The sequence below is a fragment of the Yoonia sp. SS1-5 genome, from assembly GCF_038443705.2.
Taxonomy (GTDB): domain Bacteria; phylum Pseudomonadota; class Alphaproteobacteria; order Rhodobacterales; family Rhodobacteraceae; genus Yoonia; species Yoonia rhodophyticola.
On sequence record NZ_CP151767.2, the window covers coordinates 3,121,643 to 3,136,310 of the forward strand.

General features: G+C 56.9%; 19 protein-coding genes. 17 read left to right on the top strand and 2 right to left on the bottom strand.

Going from position 1 to position 14,668, the window contains the following annotated elements; genetic code table 11:
- Window positions 1-137: 137 nt before the first annotated feature.
- The 6 genes from rpsJ to AABB31_RS16905 all read left to right on the top strand — a co-directional run bounded on the left by rpsJ (window position 138) and on the right by AABB31_RS16905 (window position 3,067).
- Window positions 138-452: a 30S ribosomal protein S10 gene (rpsJ, locus tag AABB31_RS16880; protein ID WP_341368335.1), complete on the top strand. Its 315-nt coding sequence runs from the start codon at window positions 138-140 to the stop codon at window positions 450-452.
- A gap of 12 nt (window positions 453-464) precedes the next feature.
- On the top strand, window positions 465-1,310 hold the full coding sequence (rplC, locus tag AABB31_RS16885) for a 50S ribosomal protein L3 (protein WP_342077050.1): 846 nt from the start codon (window positions 465-467) through the stop codon (window positions 1,308-1,310).
- Complete coding sequence (gene rplD, locus AABB31_RS16890) at window positions 1,300-1,920, top strand: 50S ribosomal protein L4 (protein WP_342077049.1); 621 nt, start codon at window positions 1,300-1,302, stop codon at window positions 1,918-1,920. The genes rplC and rplD overlap by 11 nt, the downstream gene beginning before the upstream one ends.
- A complete protein-coding gene (locus tag AABB31_RS16895) occupies window positions 1,917-2,213 on the top strand; it encodes a 50S ribosomal protein L23 (protein WP_342077048.1) in 297 nt (98 codons plus the stop codon). The genes rplD and AABB31_RS16895 overlap by 4 nt, the downstream gene beginning before the upstream one ends.
- Window positions 2,214-2,338: 125 nt before the next feature.
- Window positions 2,339-2,707: an STAS/SEC14 domain-containing protein gene (locus AABB31_RS16900; RefSeq protein WP_342077047.1), complete on the top strand. Its 369-nt coding sequence runs from the start codon at window positions 2,339-2,341 to the stop codon at window positions 2,705-2,707.
- Between the two features lie 12 nt (window positions 2,708-2,719).
- Window positions 2,720-3,067: a DUF2200 domain-containing protein gene (locus AABB31_RS16905; protein ID WP_342077046.1), complete on the top strand. Its 348-nt coding sequence runs from the start codon at window positions 2,720-2,722 to the stop codon at window positions 3,065-3,067.
- Here AABB31_RS16905 and AABB31_RS16910 read toward each other — a convergent pair.
- Entirely contained in the window at window positions 3,064-3,438 is a 375-nt protein-coding gene (locus AABB31_RS16910; protein WP_342077045.1) for a DUF1304 domain-containing protein, read from the bottom strand. The two genes, AABB31_RS16905 and AABB31_RS16910, sit on opposite strands and share 4 nt — an antisense overlap.
- Before the next feature lie 270 nt (window positions 3,439-3,708).
- On the opposite strand from AABB31_RS16910, the gene AABB31_RS16915 reads away from it, so the two are divergent.
- A complete protein-coding gene (locus AABB31_RS16915; protein ID WP_342077044.1) occupies window positions 3,709-4,662 on the top strand; it encodes an FkbM family methyltransferase in 954 nt (317 codons plus the stop codon).
- Between the two features lie 190 nt (window positions 4,663-4,852).
- Window positions 4,853-5,134 carry a hypothetical protein gene (locus tag AABB31_RS16920; protein ID WP_342077043.1) on the top strand — a complete coding sequence of 94 codons (282 nt, stop codon included), beginning with the start codon at window positions 4,853-4,855 and terminating at the stop codon, window positions 5,132-5,134.
- 13 nt (window positions 5,135-5,147) lie between these two features.
- Here AABB31_RS16920 and AABB31_RS16925 read toward each other — a convergent pair whose 3' ends face one another.
- Window positions 5,148-6,230 carry an IS481 family transposase gene (locus AABB31_RS16925; protein ID WP_342074941.1) on the bottom strand — a complete coding sequence of 361 codons (1,083 nt, stop codon included), beginning with the start codon at window positions 6,228-6,230 and terminating at the stop codon, window positions 5,148-5,150.
- 38 nt (window positions 6,231-6,268) lie between these two features.
- Here AABB31_RS16925 and AABB31_RS16930 point away from each other — a divergent pair, with 38 nt between their 5' ends.
- The 9 genes from AABB31_RS16930 (at window position 6,269) to AABB31_RS16970 (ending at window position 14,644) form a co-directional block, all read left to right on the top strand.
- Window positions 6,269-6,913 carry a Fic family protein gene (locus tag AABB31_RS16930; protein WP_342077042.1) on the top strand — a complete coding sequence of 215 codons (645 nt, stop codon included), beginning with the start codon at window positions 6,269-6,271 and terminating at the stop codon, window positions 6,911-6,913.
- 178 nt (window positions 6,914-7,091) lie between these two features.
- Window positions 7,092-7,934 (top strand): 50S ribosomal protein L2, encoded by an 843-nt coding sequence (gene rplB, locus AABB31_RS16935; protein WP_342077041.1) that lies wholly within the window; start codon window positions 7,092-7,094, stop codon window positions 7,932-7,934.
- Between the two features lie 2 nt (window positions 7,935-7,936).
- Complete coding sequence (rpsS, locus tag AABB31_RS16940; RefSeq protein ID WP_055295568.1) at window positions 7,937-8,215, top strand: 30S ribosomal protein S19; 279 nt, start codon at window positions 7,937-7,939, stop codon at window positions 8,213-8,215.
- The gene (gene rplV / locus AABB31_RS16945) at window positions 8,212-8,592 is read left to right on the top strand and encodes a 50S ribosomal protein L22 (RefSeq protein ID WP_342077040.1); all 381 of its coding nucleotides are present in this window, start codon (window positions 8,212-8,214) and stop codon (window positions 8,590-8,592) included. The genes rpsS and rplV overlap by 4 nt, the downstream gene beginning before the upstream one ends.
- Window positions 8,592-9,296 (top strand): 30S ribosomal protein S3, encoded by a 705-nt coding sequence (rpsC, locus tag AABB31_RS16950; protein ID WP_342077039.1) that lies wholly within the window; start codon window positions 8,592-8,594, stop codon window positions 9,294-9,296. The genes rplV and rpsC overlap by 1 nt, the downstream gene beginning before the upstream one ends.
- An 11-nt stretch (window positions 9,297-9,307) precedes the next feature.
- The gene (gene rplP / locus AABB31_RS16955) at window positions 9,308-9,721 is read left to right on the top strand and encodes a 50S ribosomal protein L16 (RefSeq protein WP_342077038.1); all 414 of its coding nucleotides are present in this window, start codon (window positions 9,308-9,310) and stop codon (window positions 9,719-9,721) included.
- 224 nt (window positions 9,722-9,945) lie between these two features.
- Window positions 9,946-12,009, top strand: a complete 2,064-nt coding sequence (locus AABB31_RS16960) for a hydantoinase/oxoprolinase family protein (protein ID WP_373635049.1) — start codon at window positions 9,946-9,948, stop codon at window positions 12,007-12,009.
- A complete protein-coding gene (locus AABB31_RS16965) occupies window positions 12,006-13,661 on the top strand; it encodes a hydantoinase B/oxoprolinase family protein (RefSeq protein WP_342077036.1) in 1,656 nt (551 codons plus the stop codon). Before AABB31_RS16960 ends, AABB31_RS16965 begins: the two co-directional genes overlap by 4 nt.
- Complete coding sequence (locus tag AABB31_RS16970) at window positions 13,658-14,644, top strand: TRAP transporter substrate-binding protein (protein WP_342077035.1); 987 nt, start codon at window positions 13,658-13,660, stop codon at window positions 14,642-14,644. The genes AABB31_RS16965 and AABB31_RS16970 overlap by 4 nt, the downstream gene beginning before the upstream one ends.
- Window positions 14,645-14,668 lie beyond the last annotated feature (24 nt).

Sequence of the window (14,668 nt, forward strand, 5' to 3'; positions counted from 1 at the left end):
CAACCCCCTAAACGGACCAAGTCCTGAAGGGGTGCGGCTTGCTGCGCCCTTTTTCAGTTCGAAAAAAGACGCGATGAGGGTGCCGGATGAGCCGGTATCGTCCAATCCGTTAAGGCCCTATCGAAAGGGTGATGCTCATGGCCGCTCAGAGCCAAAACATCCGTATCCGCCTTAAGGCGTTTGATTACCGGGTGCTTGATGCAAGCACACAGGAAATCGTCAGCACAGCCAAGCGCACAGGCGCTTCTGTCCGTGGTCCGATCCCACTTCCAAACAAGATCGAAAAATTCACCGTTCTGCGTGGCCCCCACGTTGACAAGAAATCCCGCGATCAGTTCGAGATCCGGACGCATAAGCGTCTTCTCGACATCGTTGACCCAACACCACAAACCGTGGACGCGCTGATGAAGCTCGACCTGGCGGCCGGTGTTGACGTTCAGATTTCTGTATAAGGAGGGTCCTAGATGCTCCGTACAGGACTTATCGCAAAGAAAGTCGGCATGACCCGGCTGTTCATGGAAGACGGCAAGCAGATCCCTGTGACCGTTCTTTCGCTTGAAAACCTGCAGGTTGTGGCACAGCGCACCGCTGACGCCAACGGCTACACAGCTGTTCAGCTAGGCGCAGGCAATGCCAAGGCAAAACGCACATCCAAGGCGATGCGCGGTCACTTTGCCGCTGCAAAGGTGGAACCAAAGCGCAAGGTCGCCGAATTCCGCGTGGCGCCAGAGAACATGATCAATGTGGGTGAAGAAATCCTCGCCAATCACTACTTCGAAGGCCAATATGTGGACGTGTCCGGCACATCCATCGGTAAAGGTTTTGCCGGTGCGATGAAGCGGCACAACTTCGGCGGTTTGCGCGCGACACACGGTGTTTCGATTTCGCACCGTTCGCACGGGTCTACGGGCCAGTGTCAGGATCCGGGCAAGGTTTTCAAAGGCAAGAAAATGGCCGGTCACATGGGTGCGGCGAAAGTCACCACTCAGAACCTGCAAGTGGTCAAGACCGATGCCGACCGCGGCATCATCATGGTCAAAGGCGCTGTCCCAGGCTCCAAAGGTGGTTGGGTGACGTTGAAGGATGCGGTGAAAAAGCCGACCCCTGAAAACGTGATCTACCCTGCCGGCCTGAAATCCATGAAGGAAGAAGCCGAGAAGCTGGCCGAAGAAGCCGCCGCCGCTGCCGCCGCTGAAGAGGAAGCCGCCGCAAAGGCCGCAGCCGAGGCAGAACAGGCCGCACTGGAGGCAGCTGAAGCTGACGCCGCAACCGATGCCCCAGAAGAAGGAGGCGAGAACAATGAAGGCTGATGCAATCAAACTGGACGGCAAGAAAGCCGGTTCCGTTGATCTGAACGACGACATCTTTGGTCTGGAGCCCCGCATGGACATCCTGCACCGCGTCGTCCGCTGGCAGCGTAACAAGGCCATGGCCGGTACACATGATGTACTTGGTCGGTCTGAAGTGTCCTACTCAACCAAAAAGATCTATCGCCAAAAAGGCACCGGTGGCGCACGTCACGGGTCGCGTGGTGCGCCGATCTTCCGGTCGGGTGGTATCTATAAGGGCCCAACGCCCCGCAGCCACGCCCATGATCTGCCCAAGAAGTTCCGCAAGCTGGGTCTAAAGCACGCATTGTCCGCGAAAGTGGCCGCAGGCGAGCTGGTGATCGTTGACACGATCGAAGTGAAAGACGCCAAAACCGGCGCACTGGCCAAAATGGTTGGCGCATTGGGTTGGAAGCGTGCCTTGATCATCGACGGTGCCGAGGTCAACGCAGACTTCAAAAAGGCCTCGGCCAATATCACAACACTGAACGTTCTCCCGTCCCAGGGTGCCAACGTTTACGACATCCTGAAGTCAGACACGCTTGTCCTGACCAAAGCAGGCGTCGCAGCACTGGAGGCTCGTTTGTCATGAGCGCGAAAGCAGAACATTACGATGTGATCCGCAAGCCGATCATCACCGAAAAGGCAACCATGGCGTCCGAACAGAATGCCGTTGTCTTTGAAGTGGCGATTGATGCGAACAAACCAATGATCAAGCAGGCTGTTGAAGCCCTGTTTGGGGTAAAGGTCAAAGCAGTCAACACCTCGATCACCAAGGGCAAGGTCAAGCGCTTCCGCGGGTCGCTCGGCACCCGCAAGGACGTAAAGAAAGCCTATGTGACGCTCGAAGAGGGTAACACCATCGACGTGAGCACAGGTCTGTAAGACTACCCTTGCAAAGATGAATAGAAAGGCCCTCGCTTCGGCGGGGGCCTTTTGCTTTGATCTGTGACAATGCGCACCCGCATGGCCTGCCCTATACTGTTGGGATCAAAACAGGAGGACGCGAGATGCTGAAGGTGACCAAACCCGCCCCAAACCGATTGGATATCCAGCTAGAGGGCACCATGGACGCGGAAAAGATGCGCCACGGGCTGGACACCCTGCTGCGCCTGTCCGCCGACATCAATCAGGGGGTGATGATGTATCGGATTAAAGGGTTCACCATGCCCACGCTGGGGGCGCTGGGGGTTGAATTCGGATACCTGCCCAAGCTGATGGGACTGGTCGGGCGGTTCGACAAATGTGCGGTCTGTTGCGATACCGCCTGGATCCGTACCGCGGCCGAGGTTGAAGGGGCCATTATCCCGGGTCTTGATATCAAGACCTTTGATCTGGATGATCGGGATGGGGCAGAGGCATGGCTCGCCTCTGCATAAAAGGACAGCGATATGGGACACCCGATCTTTCAGACGAGCTTTGCCAGCATCTATCCCCACTACGTCACCAAGGTGGAAAAGAAGGGGAAGACCAAAGCGCAACTGGATGAGATCATCGCTTGGCTGACGGGCTATGATGACGATGGGCTGGCGCAAGCGCTAGAGGACAAGCGCGACTTCACGGCGTTCTTTGCGGATGCCCCGAAGATGAACCCCAACCGGTCGCTGATCAAAGGGGTCGTCTGTGGTATTCGGGTTGAGGATATTGAAGACCCATTGATGCAGGAGATCCGCTACCTCGACAAACTGGTCGACGAGTTGGCGCGGGGCAAGAAGTTCGAAAATATCCTGCGGCACTAAGCCTTTTGACGGCCCATCCACAGCAGGATCAGGGCAAGTGTCGCAGGCACAGATTGCACGAACAGGATGCGGGTGGACACGGTCGCGGCCCCAAAGATGCCTGCGGTCAGCACAAATAACAGAAAACAGGTCGCGACGTGTCGCTGCCACGCGCGGTCGCGGATCAGCAGGGACCAGATCAACCCGGCGGCCAGGAAAGCGTTATAAAGCCCTTGGTTCGCGGCCATCGCGACGGTGGGGGTGAAGATGTCGGCGGGTAGGGTAGTGAACACCTCGGGCCCGCGGGTTTCCCAGGCAAAAATCTCAAAATAGGCGATGTAGAGGTGAATTGCCGCGATCAGCGCGACAAGGATCAGACCGGCGATGCGCATGGCGATGGCTCCCTTTTGGTGGAGGGTAGGGTGCAATCCCCAGGTCAACAACGGTTCTTTTCGCGGTAAGTACAACATCGCGATCTATAGCGGAGCGCGATTGCACTGTCGGCTGATTGACATCATCATAAATTCCAGCAGGTTATCCTTAAGGCATACTCGGGGTGTCAACAGGGTCAGCCGGTCGCGCGTCTTGTTGCCAGGGTTGTTCGTTCGAATGAAAAAGAGCTTTGCCAAGGGCCTGCTGGTGACGCGGACAAGGAATGTTGAATGTCATTTTTAGTGAAGACACCTCACCACACCGCCATCGCAAAGGCGCAACCCTACGCGCAGTATATCGATGTGCTCAACCGCAAAACCACGGCCGTTCAGCGCGAACTGTTCAGAGGCGGTAGCGGTGGGTATGAGCATGATATGCAAGCGACACTGCTTTCGGTTTGCGAATTTCTCGGCCCAAACTGCGTGTTCTTCGATGTCGGTGCGCATGTTGGCTACTATGCCGCTATGGCCCAAACGATCTTTGGTCACCAAGGCATCAAGATTACCGCATTCGAACCCACCCCGGATACCGCTGCGGCTGCGCGGAGCATTCGACAGGTCAACCAACTCAGTTATGAGATTGTAGAAAGTGCAGTCACCGATGTTCCAGGCACTGTGGAACTGTTCCTGTCTCCGAAGGCCGAAACGTCAAATTCACTTAATGCTGAGTTTCGCGAGGGGTCAAAACCGGTCGAGGTGCCTGCGACAACGATCGACGCATTTTCCGCCTCACAGAAAGTGTACCCTGATTTCCTGAAAATTGATGTCGAAACATTCGAACATGCCGTCTTGACGGGTGCGATGCAGACAATTGCTGCCGTAAAACCAGTGATCAGTTGTGAGTTGCTGCGTTCAGGTAACTTTTCAGACACGACGCCGGTTCTTCAGCAATTGGAAAAAATCGGCTATCGGTTTTATCAAATTTCACAAGCAGCGGATTGGCCGGTGCGTACCGCGCATCAGGTTGAGGGTCACCTTGACGAAACGCTCCGTGATTGGTTGTTCCTGCCTTATGAGATGCCTGCAGAGCTGCAAACCATGATTGCCGCCTGGAGGGTGCGGTTGATGGAATGTACGAAGGATACCAATATTCTCGTGTCCCGCCGCGGATCATTCTTGCAACAGATCCAACGGTTGCTTCAAATGCGTCGGCTGATGAAAGCAAGATGGACCGGCGATGAGTGACCTTTGGTCCCCTAGGTTGCAGGGCTTTGTTTACTCTGCAATCGGGGAAAAGCGCTGATCAAGTCGCGCGGACGGCCGTCAATGGGGCGGCAAAGGTCACGCAGGCAGAGCATCAGCCCGCCGTAACGGACAGGCTCTCGCCCAGCGCTTTCGGCTTGTTTCGGGCGGGGTAAAGCAATTGTCGCCCCAATTGGCCCGGATCGGGAAGTTTCTAGACAAGATACTGGCGGGGAAAGGGGCGTGGAGCGGTGTGGGTGTTGCTGTAGACACAACGCAGTTTGTTGTTGGTTTGCAGGAAACAAAACACTTTGTTTCTTTGTCGGGGGGTTCTGTAGATACAAGGTTGATTGTCTGCTACCCACAAGATACAAGCGCCTTTATGACTACAGCTCAGACAATCACCATCAACAACACAACATATGACGTGTCTGGCGCGGTCGAATACCACTATGGTGTAAAACTTCAGACTTGATCTGACGGACATCTCAGCTTGCGACGCTGAGAACGGGTTGCGCACTGTCCGATTGGTCGTGCGTTTTGATCGTCTTCTCGACAGCGATGTGTAGCGTTTCGCGGAAGGTCTGCATAGGTGTTTTGCCATAGCAGTGACGTCCCGAATGTGGCCGCTGTTCGTTGTACTTTGCCAGCCACGCATCCAGATCGGCCTGCAACTCTTCGACTGACCGATACAGTTTCTTGCGGAATGCGATGTCGTAGAACTCATCCTTGATGGTGCGATGGAACCGCTCGCAGATGCCGTTTGTTTGCGGAGAATTGGCCTTGGTTCGGGTGTGGTCCACGTCCTCGACGGCCAGATAAAGCTGGTAGGCGTGGTTCTCGACCTTGCCACAGTATTCCGTGCCCCGGTCTGTCAGGACGCGCAGCAGGCTGATCTCATGCTCTGCAAAGAACGGGATCACGCGGTCGTTCAGCAAGTCGGCCGCGGTGATTGCCGTCTTTTCAGTGTAGAGCTTGCAGATCGCCACGCGGGCATAGGTATCGACAAAGGTCTGTTGATAAATGCGTCCGACGCCCTTCATTGTGCCCACATAATAGGTGTCCTGGCTGCCCAGATAGCCAGGGTGGTGGCTCTCGATCTCGCCATGGGCTTCTTTCTTGGCCTTGGCTTTTTCCAGCGCGGCCAACTGATCCTCGGTGAGCAAGATACCCTCTTGGGCGGCACGGGCCTCCAGGGCCTTGAGGCGCTTTTTCATGGTTTCCAGATCATTACGCAGCCAGATCGACCGGACGCCCGACGATGACACCATGATGCCTTTCTGCTGCAGCTCCCACGACGCCCGTTTCTGACCCAGAGCCGGGTTGTCGATGGCCAGTTCGATGACCGCCTTCTCGACATGTTCTGGCACGCGGTTTTTCATCACCGGCTTGCGGCGGCTGAGATCCATCAGGGCTTCTTCGCCACCCTGATCGTAAAGTTCTCTGAACCGGTAAAAGCTGTCCCGCGAATAACCCATCACTTTGCAGGCCTGCGACACGCTTCCGAGCTGTTTGGCCAGTTCCAACAGCCCCAGCTTCGGCTTGATGATCTTCTCTTGAATACTTGTCATTGATCGACACTCCTTGATTGCGCTCCAGAAGAGCAGAAATGTCAGATCAAGTCGTGTGTTTTACACCTGAACGTCTCTCACAAGGTATGAGCGATCTAGTAAATTTCATGGGCAATACTGGTGTTCACCCACTTCTGAATGCAGCTGTTGCTCACGCCGAATTTGAAGCGTTGCACCCATTCGAAGATGGGAATGGACGCGTCGGTCGAATTCTGATTCCACTTATGCTTTGGCAAAAGGGAATATTAAGTGCGCCGCATTTCTTTGTCAGCGACTATTTCGAACAGAACAAGGACGAATACATCGAACGTCTGCGCGATGTCTCGGCAACAAACGAGTGGAATGCTTGGTGCGCCTTCTTCCTGAACGCACTGCATTCGCAGGCTACCACGAACATTGAAGTTGTGGGACGCATACAAGCCCACTACGTCGAGATGGGGGACCGATTTCGTGATGTGCTGCGCTCGCCCCATTTCGGAGCCGCACTCGATTACATGTTTGCGCGCCCGATTTTTTGGAATAACCACTTTGTCGAAACAGCGAACGCGCCAACTTCGACACTAAGAAACTACACTTCCCGGCTTGTTCAGGAAGGTATCTTATCCATACTCGTGCCACCGTCTGGAAGGGCACCTGGTCTCTATGCGTTTTCATCGCTTCTCGAGATCATCAACTCGGCTTAGCATACATTACAAGAGTCGCGGCAATCCCCTTGCCACCCCGCCTATCCCCCGCTATACGCCGACCATTCATTCCACCCCGGATTCGTTCGGGGTGTTTTGATTTGAACATTGGGCACCTACGGGGGCCTTAACCACATAGGCCTCATCAGAGGCCGCCAAGCAAACGGAAGAAGCTAACATGGCACTCAAGTCGTACAAACCGACGACGCCGGGCCAGCGTGGGCTGGTGCTGATCGACCGTTCGGAGCTTTGGAAAGGACGTCCTGTCAAATCCCTTACTCAGGGTTTGACCAAATCGGGCGGTCGGAACAATACCGGACGGATCACCATGCGTCGCATTGGTGGGGGCGCAAAACGTCTCTACCGGATCGTCGATTTCAAGCGCAACAAGATGGATATGTCCGCTGTTGTTGCTCGCATCGAATATGACCCGAACCGGACCGCTTTCATCGCACTGATCCAGTACGAAGATGGCACACAGAATTACATCCTTGCTCCACAGCGTTTGGCGGTCGGTGACAAGGTGATCGCCAGCGCCAAAGCTGACATCAAGCCCGGCAACGCAATGCCTTTCTCTGGCATGCCAATCGGGACAATCGTTCACAACATCGAACTGAAGCCAGGCAAAGGCGGCCAGATCGCCCGTGCTGCTGGTACTTATGCACAGTTCGTTGGTCGTGACGGTGGTTACGCACAGGTGCGTCTGTCATCTGGCGAATTGCGCCTGATCCGTCAGGAATGCATGGCCACAGTCGGTGCTGTATCCAACCCTGACAATTCAAACCAGAACTTCGGTAAGGCTGGCCGCAACCGGCACAAGGGCATTCGACCATCTGTGCGCGGTGTTGCCATGAACCCGATTGATCACCCGCATGGTGGTGGTGAAGGCCGGACATCTGGTGGTCGTACGCCGGTTACTCCTTGGGGCAAAGACACCAAGGGCAAGCGTACCCGTAACAAAAACAAAGCATCCCAGCGTCTTATCGTGCGTTCACGGCATGCCAAGAAGAAGGGTCGTTAATTATGGCTCGTTCCGTCTGGAAAGGCCCCTTTGTGGATGCCTATGTCTTGAAAAAGGCAGAAGCATCACGCGAAAGCGGCCGCAACGAAGTGATCAAGATCTGGTCACGCCGTTCAACAATCCTGCCTCAGTTCGTTGGCCTGACCTTTGGGGTCTACAACGGCAAGAAGCACATTCCTGTCAACGTCACGGAAGACATGATTGGTCAGAAGTTTGGTGAATATTCCCCAACACGGACCTATTATGGTCACGCCGCCGATAAGAAGGCGAAGCGCAAATGAGCAAGGATAAGAACCCTCGCCGCGTTTCTGATAACGAAGCGATGGCCAAGTTGCGCATGCTGCGCACGTCTCCGCAAAAGCTGAACCTTGTCGCGGGCCTGATCCGTGGCAAAAAGGTTGAGCAGGCGCTGACTGACCTGACCTTTTCCAAGAAACGCATCGCTGGCGACGTGAAGAAATGTCTTCAGTCCGCCATCGCCAACGCAGAAAACAATCACAACCTGGATGTAGATGAGCTGGTTGTCGCAGAAGCCTATTGCGGCAAGAACCTGATCATGAAGCGCGGTCGCCCGCGGGCTCGTGGTCGCTTCGGCAAGATCATCAAGCCGTTTTCGGAAATCACAATTGTGGTTCGCCAAGTTGAGGAGCAAGCATAATGGGTAACAAAGTCAACCCGATCGGTATGCGTCTTCAGGTCAACCGCACCTGGGACAGCCGTTGGTACGCTGATACCAAAGACTATGGCGACATGCTTTTGGAAGACCTCAAGATCAAGGACTTCATCAAGAAAGAATGCGCCCAGTCCGGCATCAGCAAGGTGATCATCGAGCGTCCGCACAAAAAGTGCCGCGTGACGATCCACGCAGCCCGCCCCGGTGTGATCATCGGCAAAAAGGGTGCTGATATCGAAGGTCTGCGCAAGAAACTTGCCAACCTGACCGACAGCGAACTGCACCTGAACATCGTTGAAGTGCGCAAGCCCGAACTGGACGCAGCCTTGGTTGCCGAAAGCATCGGTCAGCAGTTGGAGCGTCGTGTTTCCTTCCGCCGCGCCATGAAACGTTCTGTTCAAAACGCGATGCGCATGGGTGCCCTTGGTATCCGCGTCAACCTCGCTGGTCGTCTTGGCGGTGCTGAAATCGCGCGGACCGAATGGTACCGTGAAGGCCGCGTGCCGCTGCATACGTTGCGTGCCGATATCGACTATGCGCTGTATGAAGCCATGACGCCTTATGGGATCATCGGCATCAAGGTGTTCATCTACAAAGGTGACATCATGGAGCACGACCCATCCGCGCACGACCGTAAACATGCCGAGCTGCAAGAGGGTTCCATCCCTCGTGGCGCTGGCCGTCGCTAAGGAATAGGTAAATGCTACAACCAAAGCGTACAAAACACCGCAAGCTGCACAAAGGCCGCATCAAAGGTGAAGCAAAGGGCGGGTCTGACCTGAACTTTGGCACCTATGGTCTGAAGGCAACCCAGCCAGAGCGGATCACAGCGCGCCAGATCGAAGCGGCCCGTCGTGCGATGACCCGTCACATGAAACGTCAGGGCCGGGTCTGGATCCGGATTTTCCCCGACACGCCTGTGACGTCGAAGCCCGTCGAAGTGCGTATGGGTAAAGGTAAAGGCTCCATTGATTTTTGGGCATGTAAGGTCAAGCCAGGCCGCATCATGTTCGAAATCGACGGCGTGTCCGAGCCGATTGCACGTGAAGCCTTGCGTCTGGCCGCGATGAAGCTGCCAATCAAGACACGGACCGTGGTTCGGGAAGACTGGTAAACCGACAAACCTTATGGGTTTGACGGCGCTGGCTTAGATATTTGGCACCGCCAAATGCAGCCCGACCAAGTCGAGAAAAAAGAAGCCCCCGCTGAGAAATCAGCGGGGGCTTTCTTGTTAAACTAGGTCCGTGCTGCCAGCTTGATGGATGTTGTTCATCAGGAAGGCATTCGTCGGATACCTCTATTGTTGACTCATATTTAATAGGTACGTACTTATATTGAATGCTGCGGATCGCGATAGATATTGGCGGGACTTTCACGGACGTTGTTGCTGAAACGACGGACGGGCTGGCATCTATCAAAGTGCTGACCAGTGCGGAGGCCCCGGAAATCGCCGCGTTGGATGGTGTGGCCCATATTCTGGATCGCCTGTCCCGTACCCATGCAGATATCTCTGACATTGTGCATGGCACGACGCTGGCCACAAATGCATTGATCGAGCGGCGCGGCGCAAAGACCGCCTTTGTAACGACAGCAGGCTTTCGCGACGTATTGGCGATGCGTTATGAAAAGCGGTTCGATCAATATGCGCTGGATATCGAGATGCCTGCCCCGTTGGTCCCGCGCCCGCTGCGGCTTGGTCTGGCAGAACGCATCCTCGCAGATGGGTCGGTGTCCACTGCGCCCATCGACCGCGACATTGATGCAATCGCCGCCACTCTGCGTGATCAGGCGGTCGAGGCCGTCGCCATCGGCTTTTTGCACGCCTACAAGAACCCCGCACATGAGGAATACGTGGCAGACCGGCTGCGGCATCATCTGGGCAATGACGTGACGATCTGCCTCAGTTCCGAAGTTGCAGGGGAAATCCGGGAATATGAACGGTTTTCGACCGTTTGTGCCAATGCCTATGTGCGCCCGCTGATGTCTCGGTACACCGGTCGGCTGCTGGGCAGATTACAGGCGCAAGGCTTTGGCGGGTCCTTTCTGATGATGCTATCTGATGGGGCGCTCACAACCGTGGATCAGGCAACCCGCTTTCCGATCCGGCTGGTCGAAGGCGGCCCCGCAGGTGGCGTTGCCCTGGCTGCCCATGTCGCGCGCGAGGTTGGGTCGCACAAGACGCTGTCATTGGATATTGGCGGCACCACTGCCAAGATTTGCTTTATCGAGAATGGCACCCCCAAAACCAACCGCCGGTTCGAGGTTGCGCGGGCCTGGCGCGATGTAAAGGGCAGCGGCTTGCCTGTTATGGTGCCGACCGTTGAACTGGTTGAGATTGGCGCCGGGGGTGGTTCGATTGCGGCAATCGACGGGTTGGGACGGCTGAAGGTTGGTCCCAAAAGCGCAGGCTCTGCGCCTGGTCCGGCGGCCTATGATCGTGGCGGGGAAGACGCAACAATCACCGACGCGCATTTGACGCTGGGCAACATCGCGGCAGATGGCTTTGCGGGCGGTATCATCGAACTGGCACCTGACCGTGCGCCTGCTGCAATCGTAAAGCATATCCAGACCCCGCTGGATATGGGATCGACCGAGGTTGCGGCGGCGGGCATCGTGGAATTGGCAGATGAAACCATGGCCAATGCCGCTCGGGTCCACGGGATTGAGCTGGGCCTGGATATCGCAAGTTTTGATCTGCTGGTGTCCGGTGGCGGTGGCAGCCTGCATGGTGCCCGCATTGCTGAAAAGCTGGGGATCAAGCGGATCATCGTCCCACAGAATGCCGGGGTTGGGTCGGCGGTCGGGTTTCTGCGATCACCGGTGGCGTTTGAAAGCGCTGTGACCGTGGCCGAGCTGTTGGATGATATCGACGCGGCGGGCCTTGCTGAACGGATCGCGGCGGCACAAACCTATGTTCACAACATCGTGGCGGGGGCCATCCCGCCTGCGCGCATCGTCTGCGCGGTAAAGGCGGAATTGCGCTATCAGGGGCAGGGGCTGGAAATCGCAATGCCGCTGCCTGCATGGGATGCCGATCAGCTTGGCGACCTGTCCGCGCGGTTTGAAGCCCGCTATCAAGACCTTGTTGGGTTCACCCTGAAAAATGTCCCGATTGAACTGATCTCGGTCAGTGTCAGCGCGCGCGAGCGTCGCGACACCGTGACGGCACCTCGCGCTGATCCGGGGCCATCGGCAAAAACGCGTTGCTATCGCAATATCTTTGATCTGAACGCCCAGAAGAAGGTGCAATACGAGGTCATCGACCGCAGCGCATTGAACGGGCATGATCATGCCGGCCCCATCGTTATCCCCGAGGCGCAGACAACCACGCTTGTGCGCCCGGGCTGGTCTGTGCGCAGCGCTGCCCAGGGGCATCTTGTGATGGAGCAGGACAGCCAATGACCGACGGGCTTGATATTGTCGCGCAGAATGTGCTGTGGAACCGCCTGATTTCGGTCTGTGAAGAGCAGGCCAATGCGCTGATGCGGGCTGCTTTTGGCGCCATTGTCCGCGAGGCGGGCGATCTGTCCGCCGGGGTGTTTGATGCCAATGGCGATATGCTGGCGCAGGCGGTGACAGGCACCCCTGGCCACGTCAACACCATGGCGGCATCGGTGCGGGAGATGCTGCGCTTTGTTCCGCCAGACATGTTGGCCCCCGGTGACGCACTGGTCACGAATGATCCGTGGCTGGGGGCGGGGCATGTATTCGACTTTGTCGTTGTCACGCCCGCATTCCTGAATGGCGTGATCGTGGGCTATCTCGCCTCGACCAGCCACATTGTCGATGTGGGCGGGCGGGGCTGGTCCGCGGAGGGGCGTTCCGTCTTTGAAGAAGGGATCACAATCCCGGTGATGCGTCTGCGCCGGGGCAGCAAGCTGAACGAAGACCTGCTTGATATCGTCGCGATGAATTCGCGGGTGCCGCATGAGGCGCGCGGTGATATTCTGTCGCTTTTGACCTGCAATGATACCGGGATTGCCCGGCTGATTGACCTAATGTCCGAATATCAGCTGACGGATTTGTCAGACCTTGCCGCGTTTATCTTTGAACGCTCGGCGCATGGCACCAAAACTGCGTTGGCACGGGCGCCTGCGGGCGTCTACCACAACCAGATGCAGCTTGACGGCTATGACAGCCCCATCGCGTTGCACGCAAGAATGACGGTGGGTGATGGCTGTATTGATGTCGATCTGTCCGGGTCATCCCCGGCCGTGGATCGGGGCATCAACTGTCCGCTGAACTATGCGGCCGCCTATGCCGCTTTTGGGATCAGGGCGCTGCTGACACCGGATATCCCGAATAATCAGGCGTCGCTGGACGCGATTACGGTGACTGCCACGCCCGGCCTTGTCGTCAGCGCAGAACGCCCAAGCCCGGTCACGGCCCGGCACGTGATCGGGCAAGCGCTGCCCGATCTTATGCTTGGATGTCTTGAGCAGGCCTTGCCCGGCCAGGTTCTGGCCGAAAGCGCAGGCGCGCTGTGGACGATGTCGCTATCCGGCACAGGCCGGAATGCATTTACGTCCCTGAATGTCGCCCTGGGCGGTATGGGTGCGCGCCCTGCGCTGGACGGGTTGTCGACCACGGCCTTTCCATCGGGCGTGGGGGCGGTGCCGGTTGAGGCCGCCGAGGTCGCAGCCCCCTTGATCTATCATGCCAAGGAGTTCGCCACCGACACGGGCGGTGCGGGGGCCTATCGCGGGGGGCTTGGGCAACGGATCGAGATTGGCGCCCGTCACGATCAGGACCTGTCCTTGTCGGCGGCCGCATTTGAACGGCTGACCACCGGCCCGGCAGGCCGGCAAGGTGGGCTGGATGGCGCCCCCGGCGCCGTCACTATCACCGATGGCACCAGAATAACCGACAAGGGCATTTACAAAATTCCAGCGGGCGAAAGGTTGATCCTTCAAACGCCGGGCGGTGGCGGGTTTGGGACACCCGCAGACCGCGACAGGGAAGCGGTCGCGCAAGACCTGTCAGATGGGCTGATCTCGGCAGAGGCGGCCGCAACCCTGTACCAATCCAACACGAATGGGAGGAACCAAAAATGACAATCATGAAATCCATACTCGCAGCAGGTGCGGCGATTGCGCTTGGCACGTCAGGGGCCAGCGCCGAAACCAAATGGGACCTGAGCACCGCATGGGGCGCCAACAATTTCCACGCCCAAAGCGCCATTGCCTTTGCTGACGCCGTGCGCGAAGGCACCAACGGATCAGTTGACATCACTGTGCATCTGTCAGGCGAAATCGGCGTCAAGATCAGCGAAAAGCTGTCATCGGTTGAGAACGGCATCATCCAGATGGCGGATATGCTGCTGTTCCTGCAAGCGGGCGAAGCCCCGTTTCTGGGCGTTGATACGCTGCCCTATCTGATCCAGGGGCAGGGTGAGATGAAAACCTGGCTTGAGGTCGCGGGCCCCACCTATGACGAGATTTTTGCCAAACATAACCAGAAGGTCCTCTACTACGTGCCGTGGCCGTCGCCCGGGATTTACACCAAGGACCCTGTGATCAGTGCCGATGACATCGCGGGGCAACGGATCAGAGCATTCAACGCCACCTCCTTTGACTTTCTTGAACGCTTAGGTGCCGCCCCGGTCGAGCTGCCTTTCGGTGAACTTGCCGCCGCCGTTGCGGCAGGCACGGTTGACGGGGCTGCAACCTCGACCTCGACGGGCGCGAATTCCAAGCTTTATCAGTTCACCGGCCACTTTAACCCGCTGAACTGGTCCATGTCCCCCGATGCGGTGACGGTGAACCTTGATGCGTGGAATGCGCTGAGTGATGAAGAACGGGCCGTCATTGAAGGGCTGGCCGACACGATGGAGGCCCAGTTCTGGGAGGTGTCAGCCGCAGAGGATAGCGCACAAACTGCCGTTCTGGTCGAAAACGGCATGACCATTTCGGCGGCCGATGACAGTCTGACGGCGAAAATGGCCGAGGCAGGCAAAGACATGTGGGCGGAATTCTTTGTCAACGTCCCCGAGGCGCAGGCCGTTGTTGAAGCTTATGCCGCCAAAGTCGGCAAGTAAGGCATATCGTCGGGGGTCAGCCCC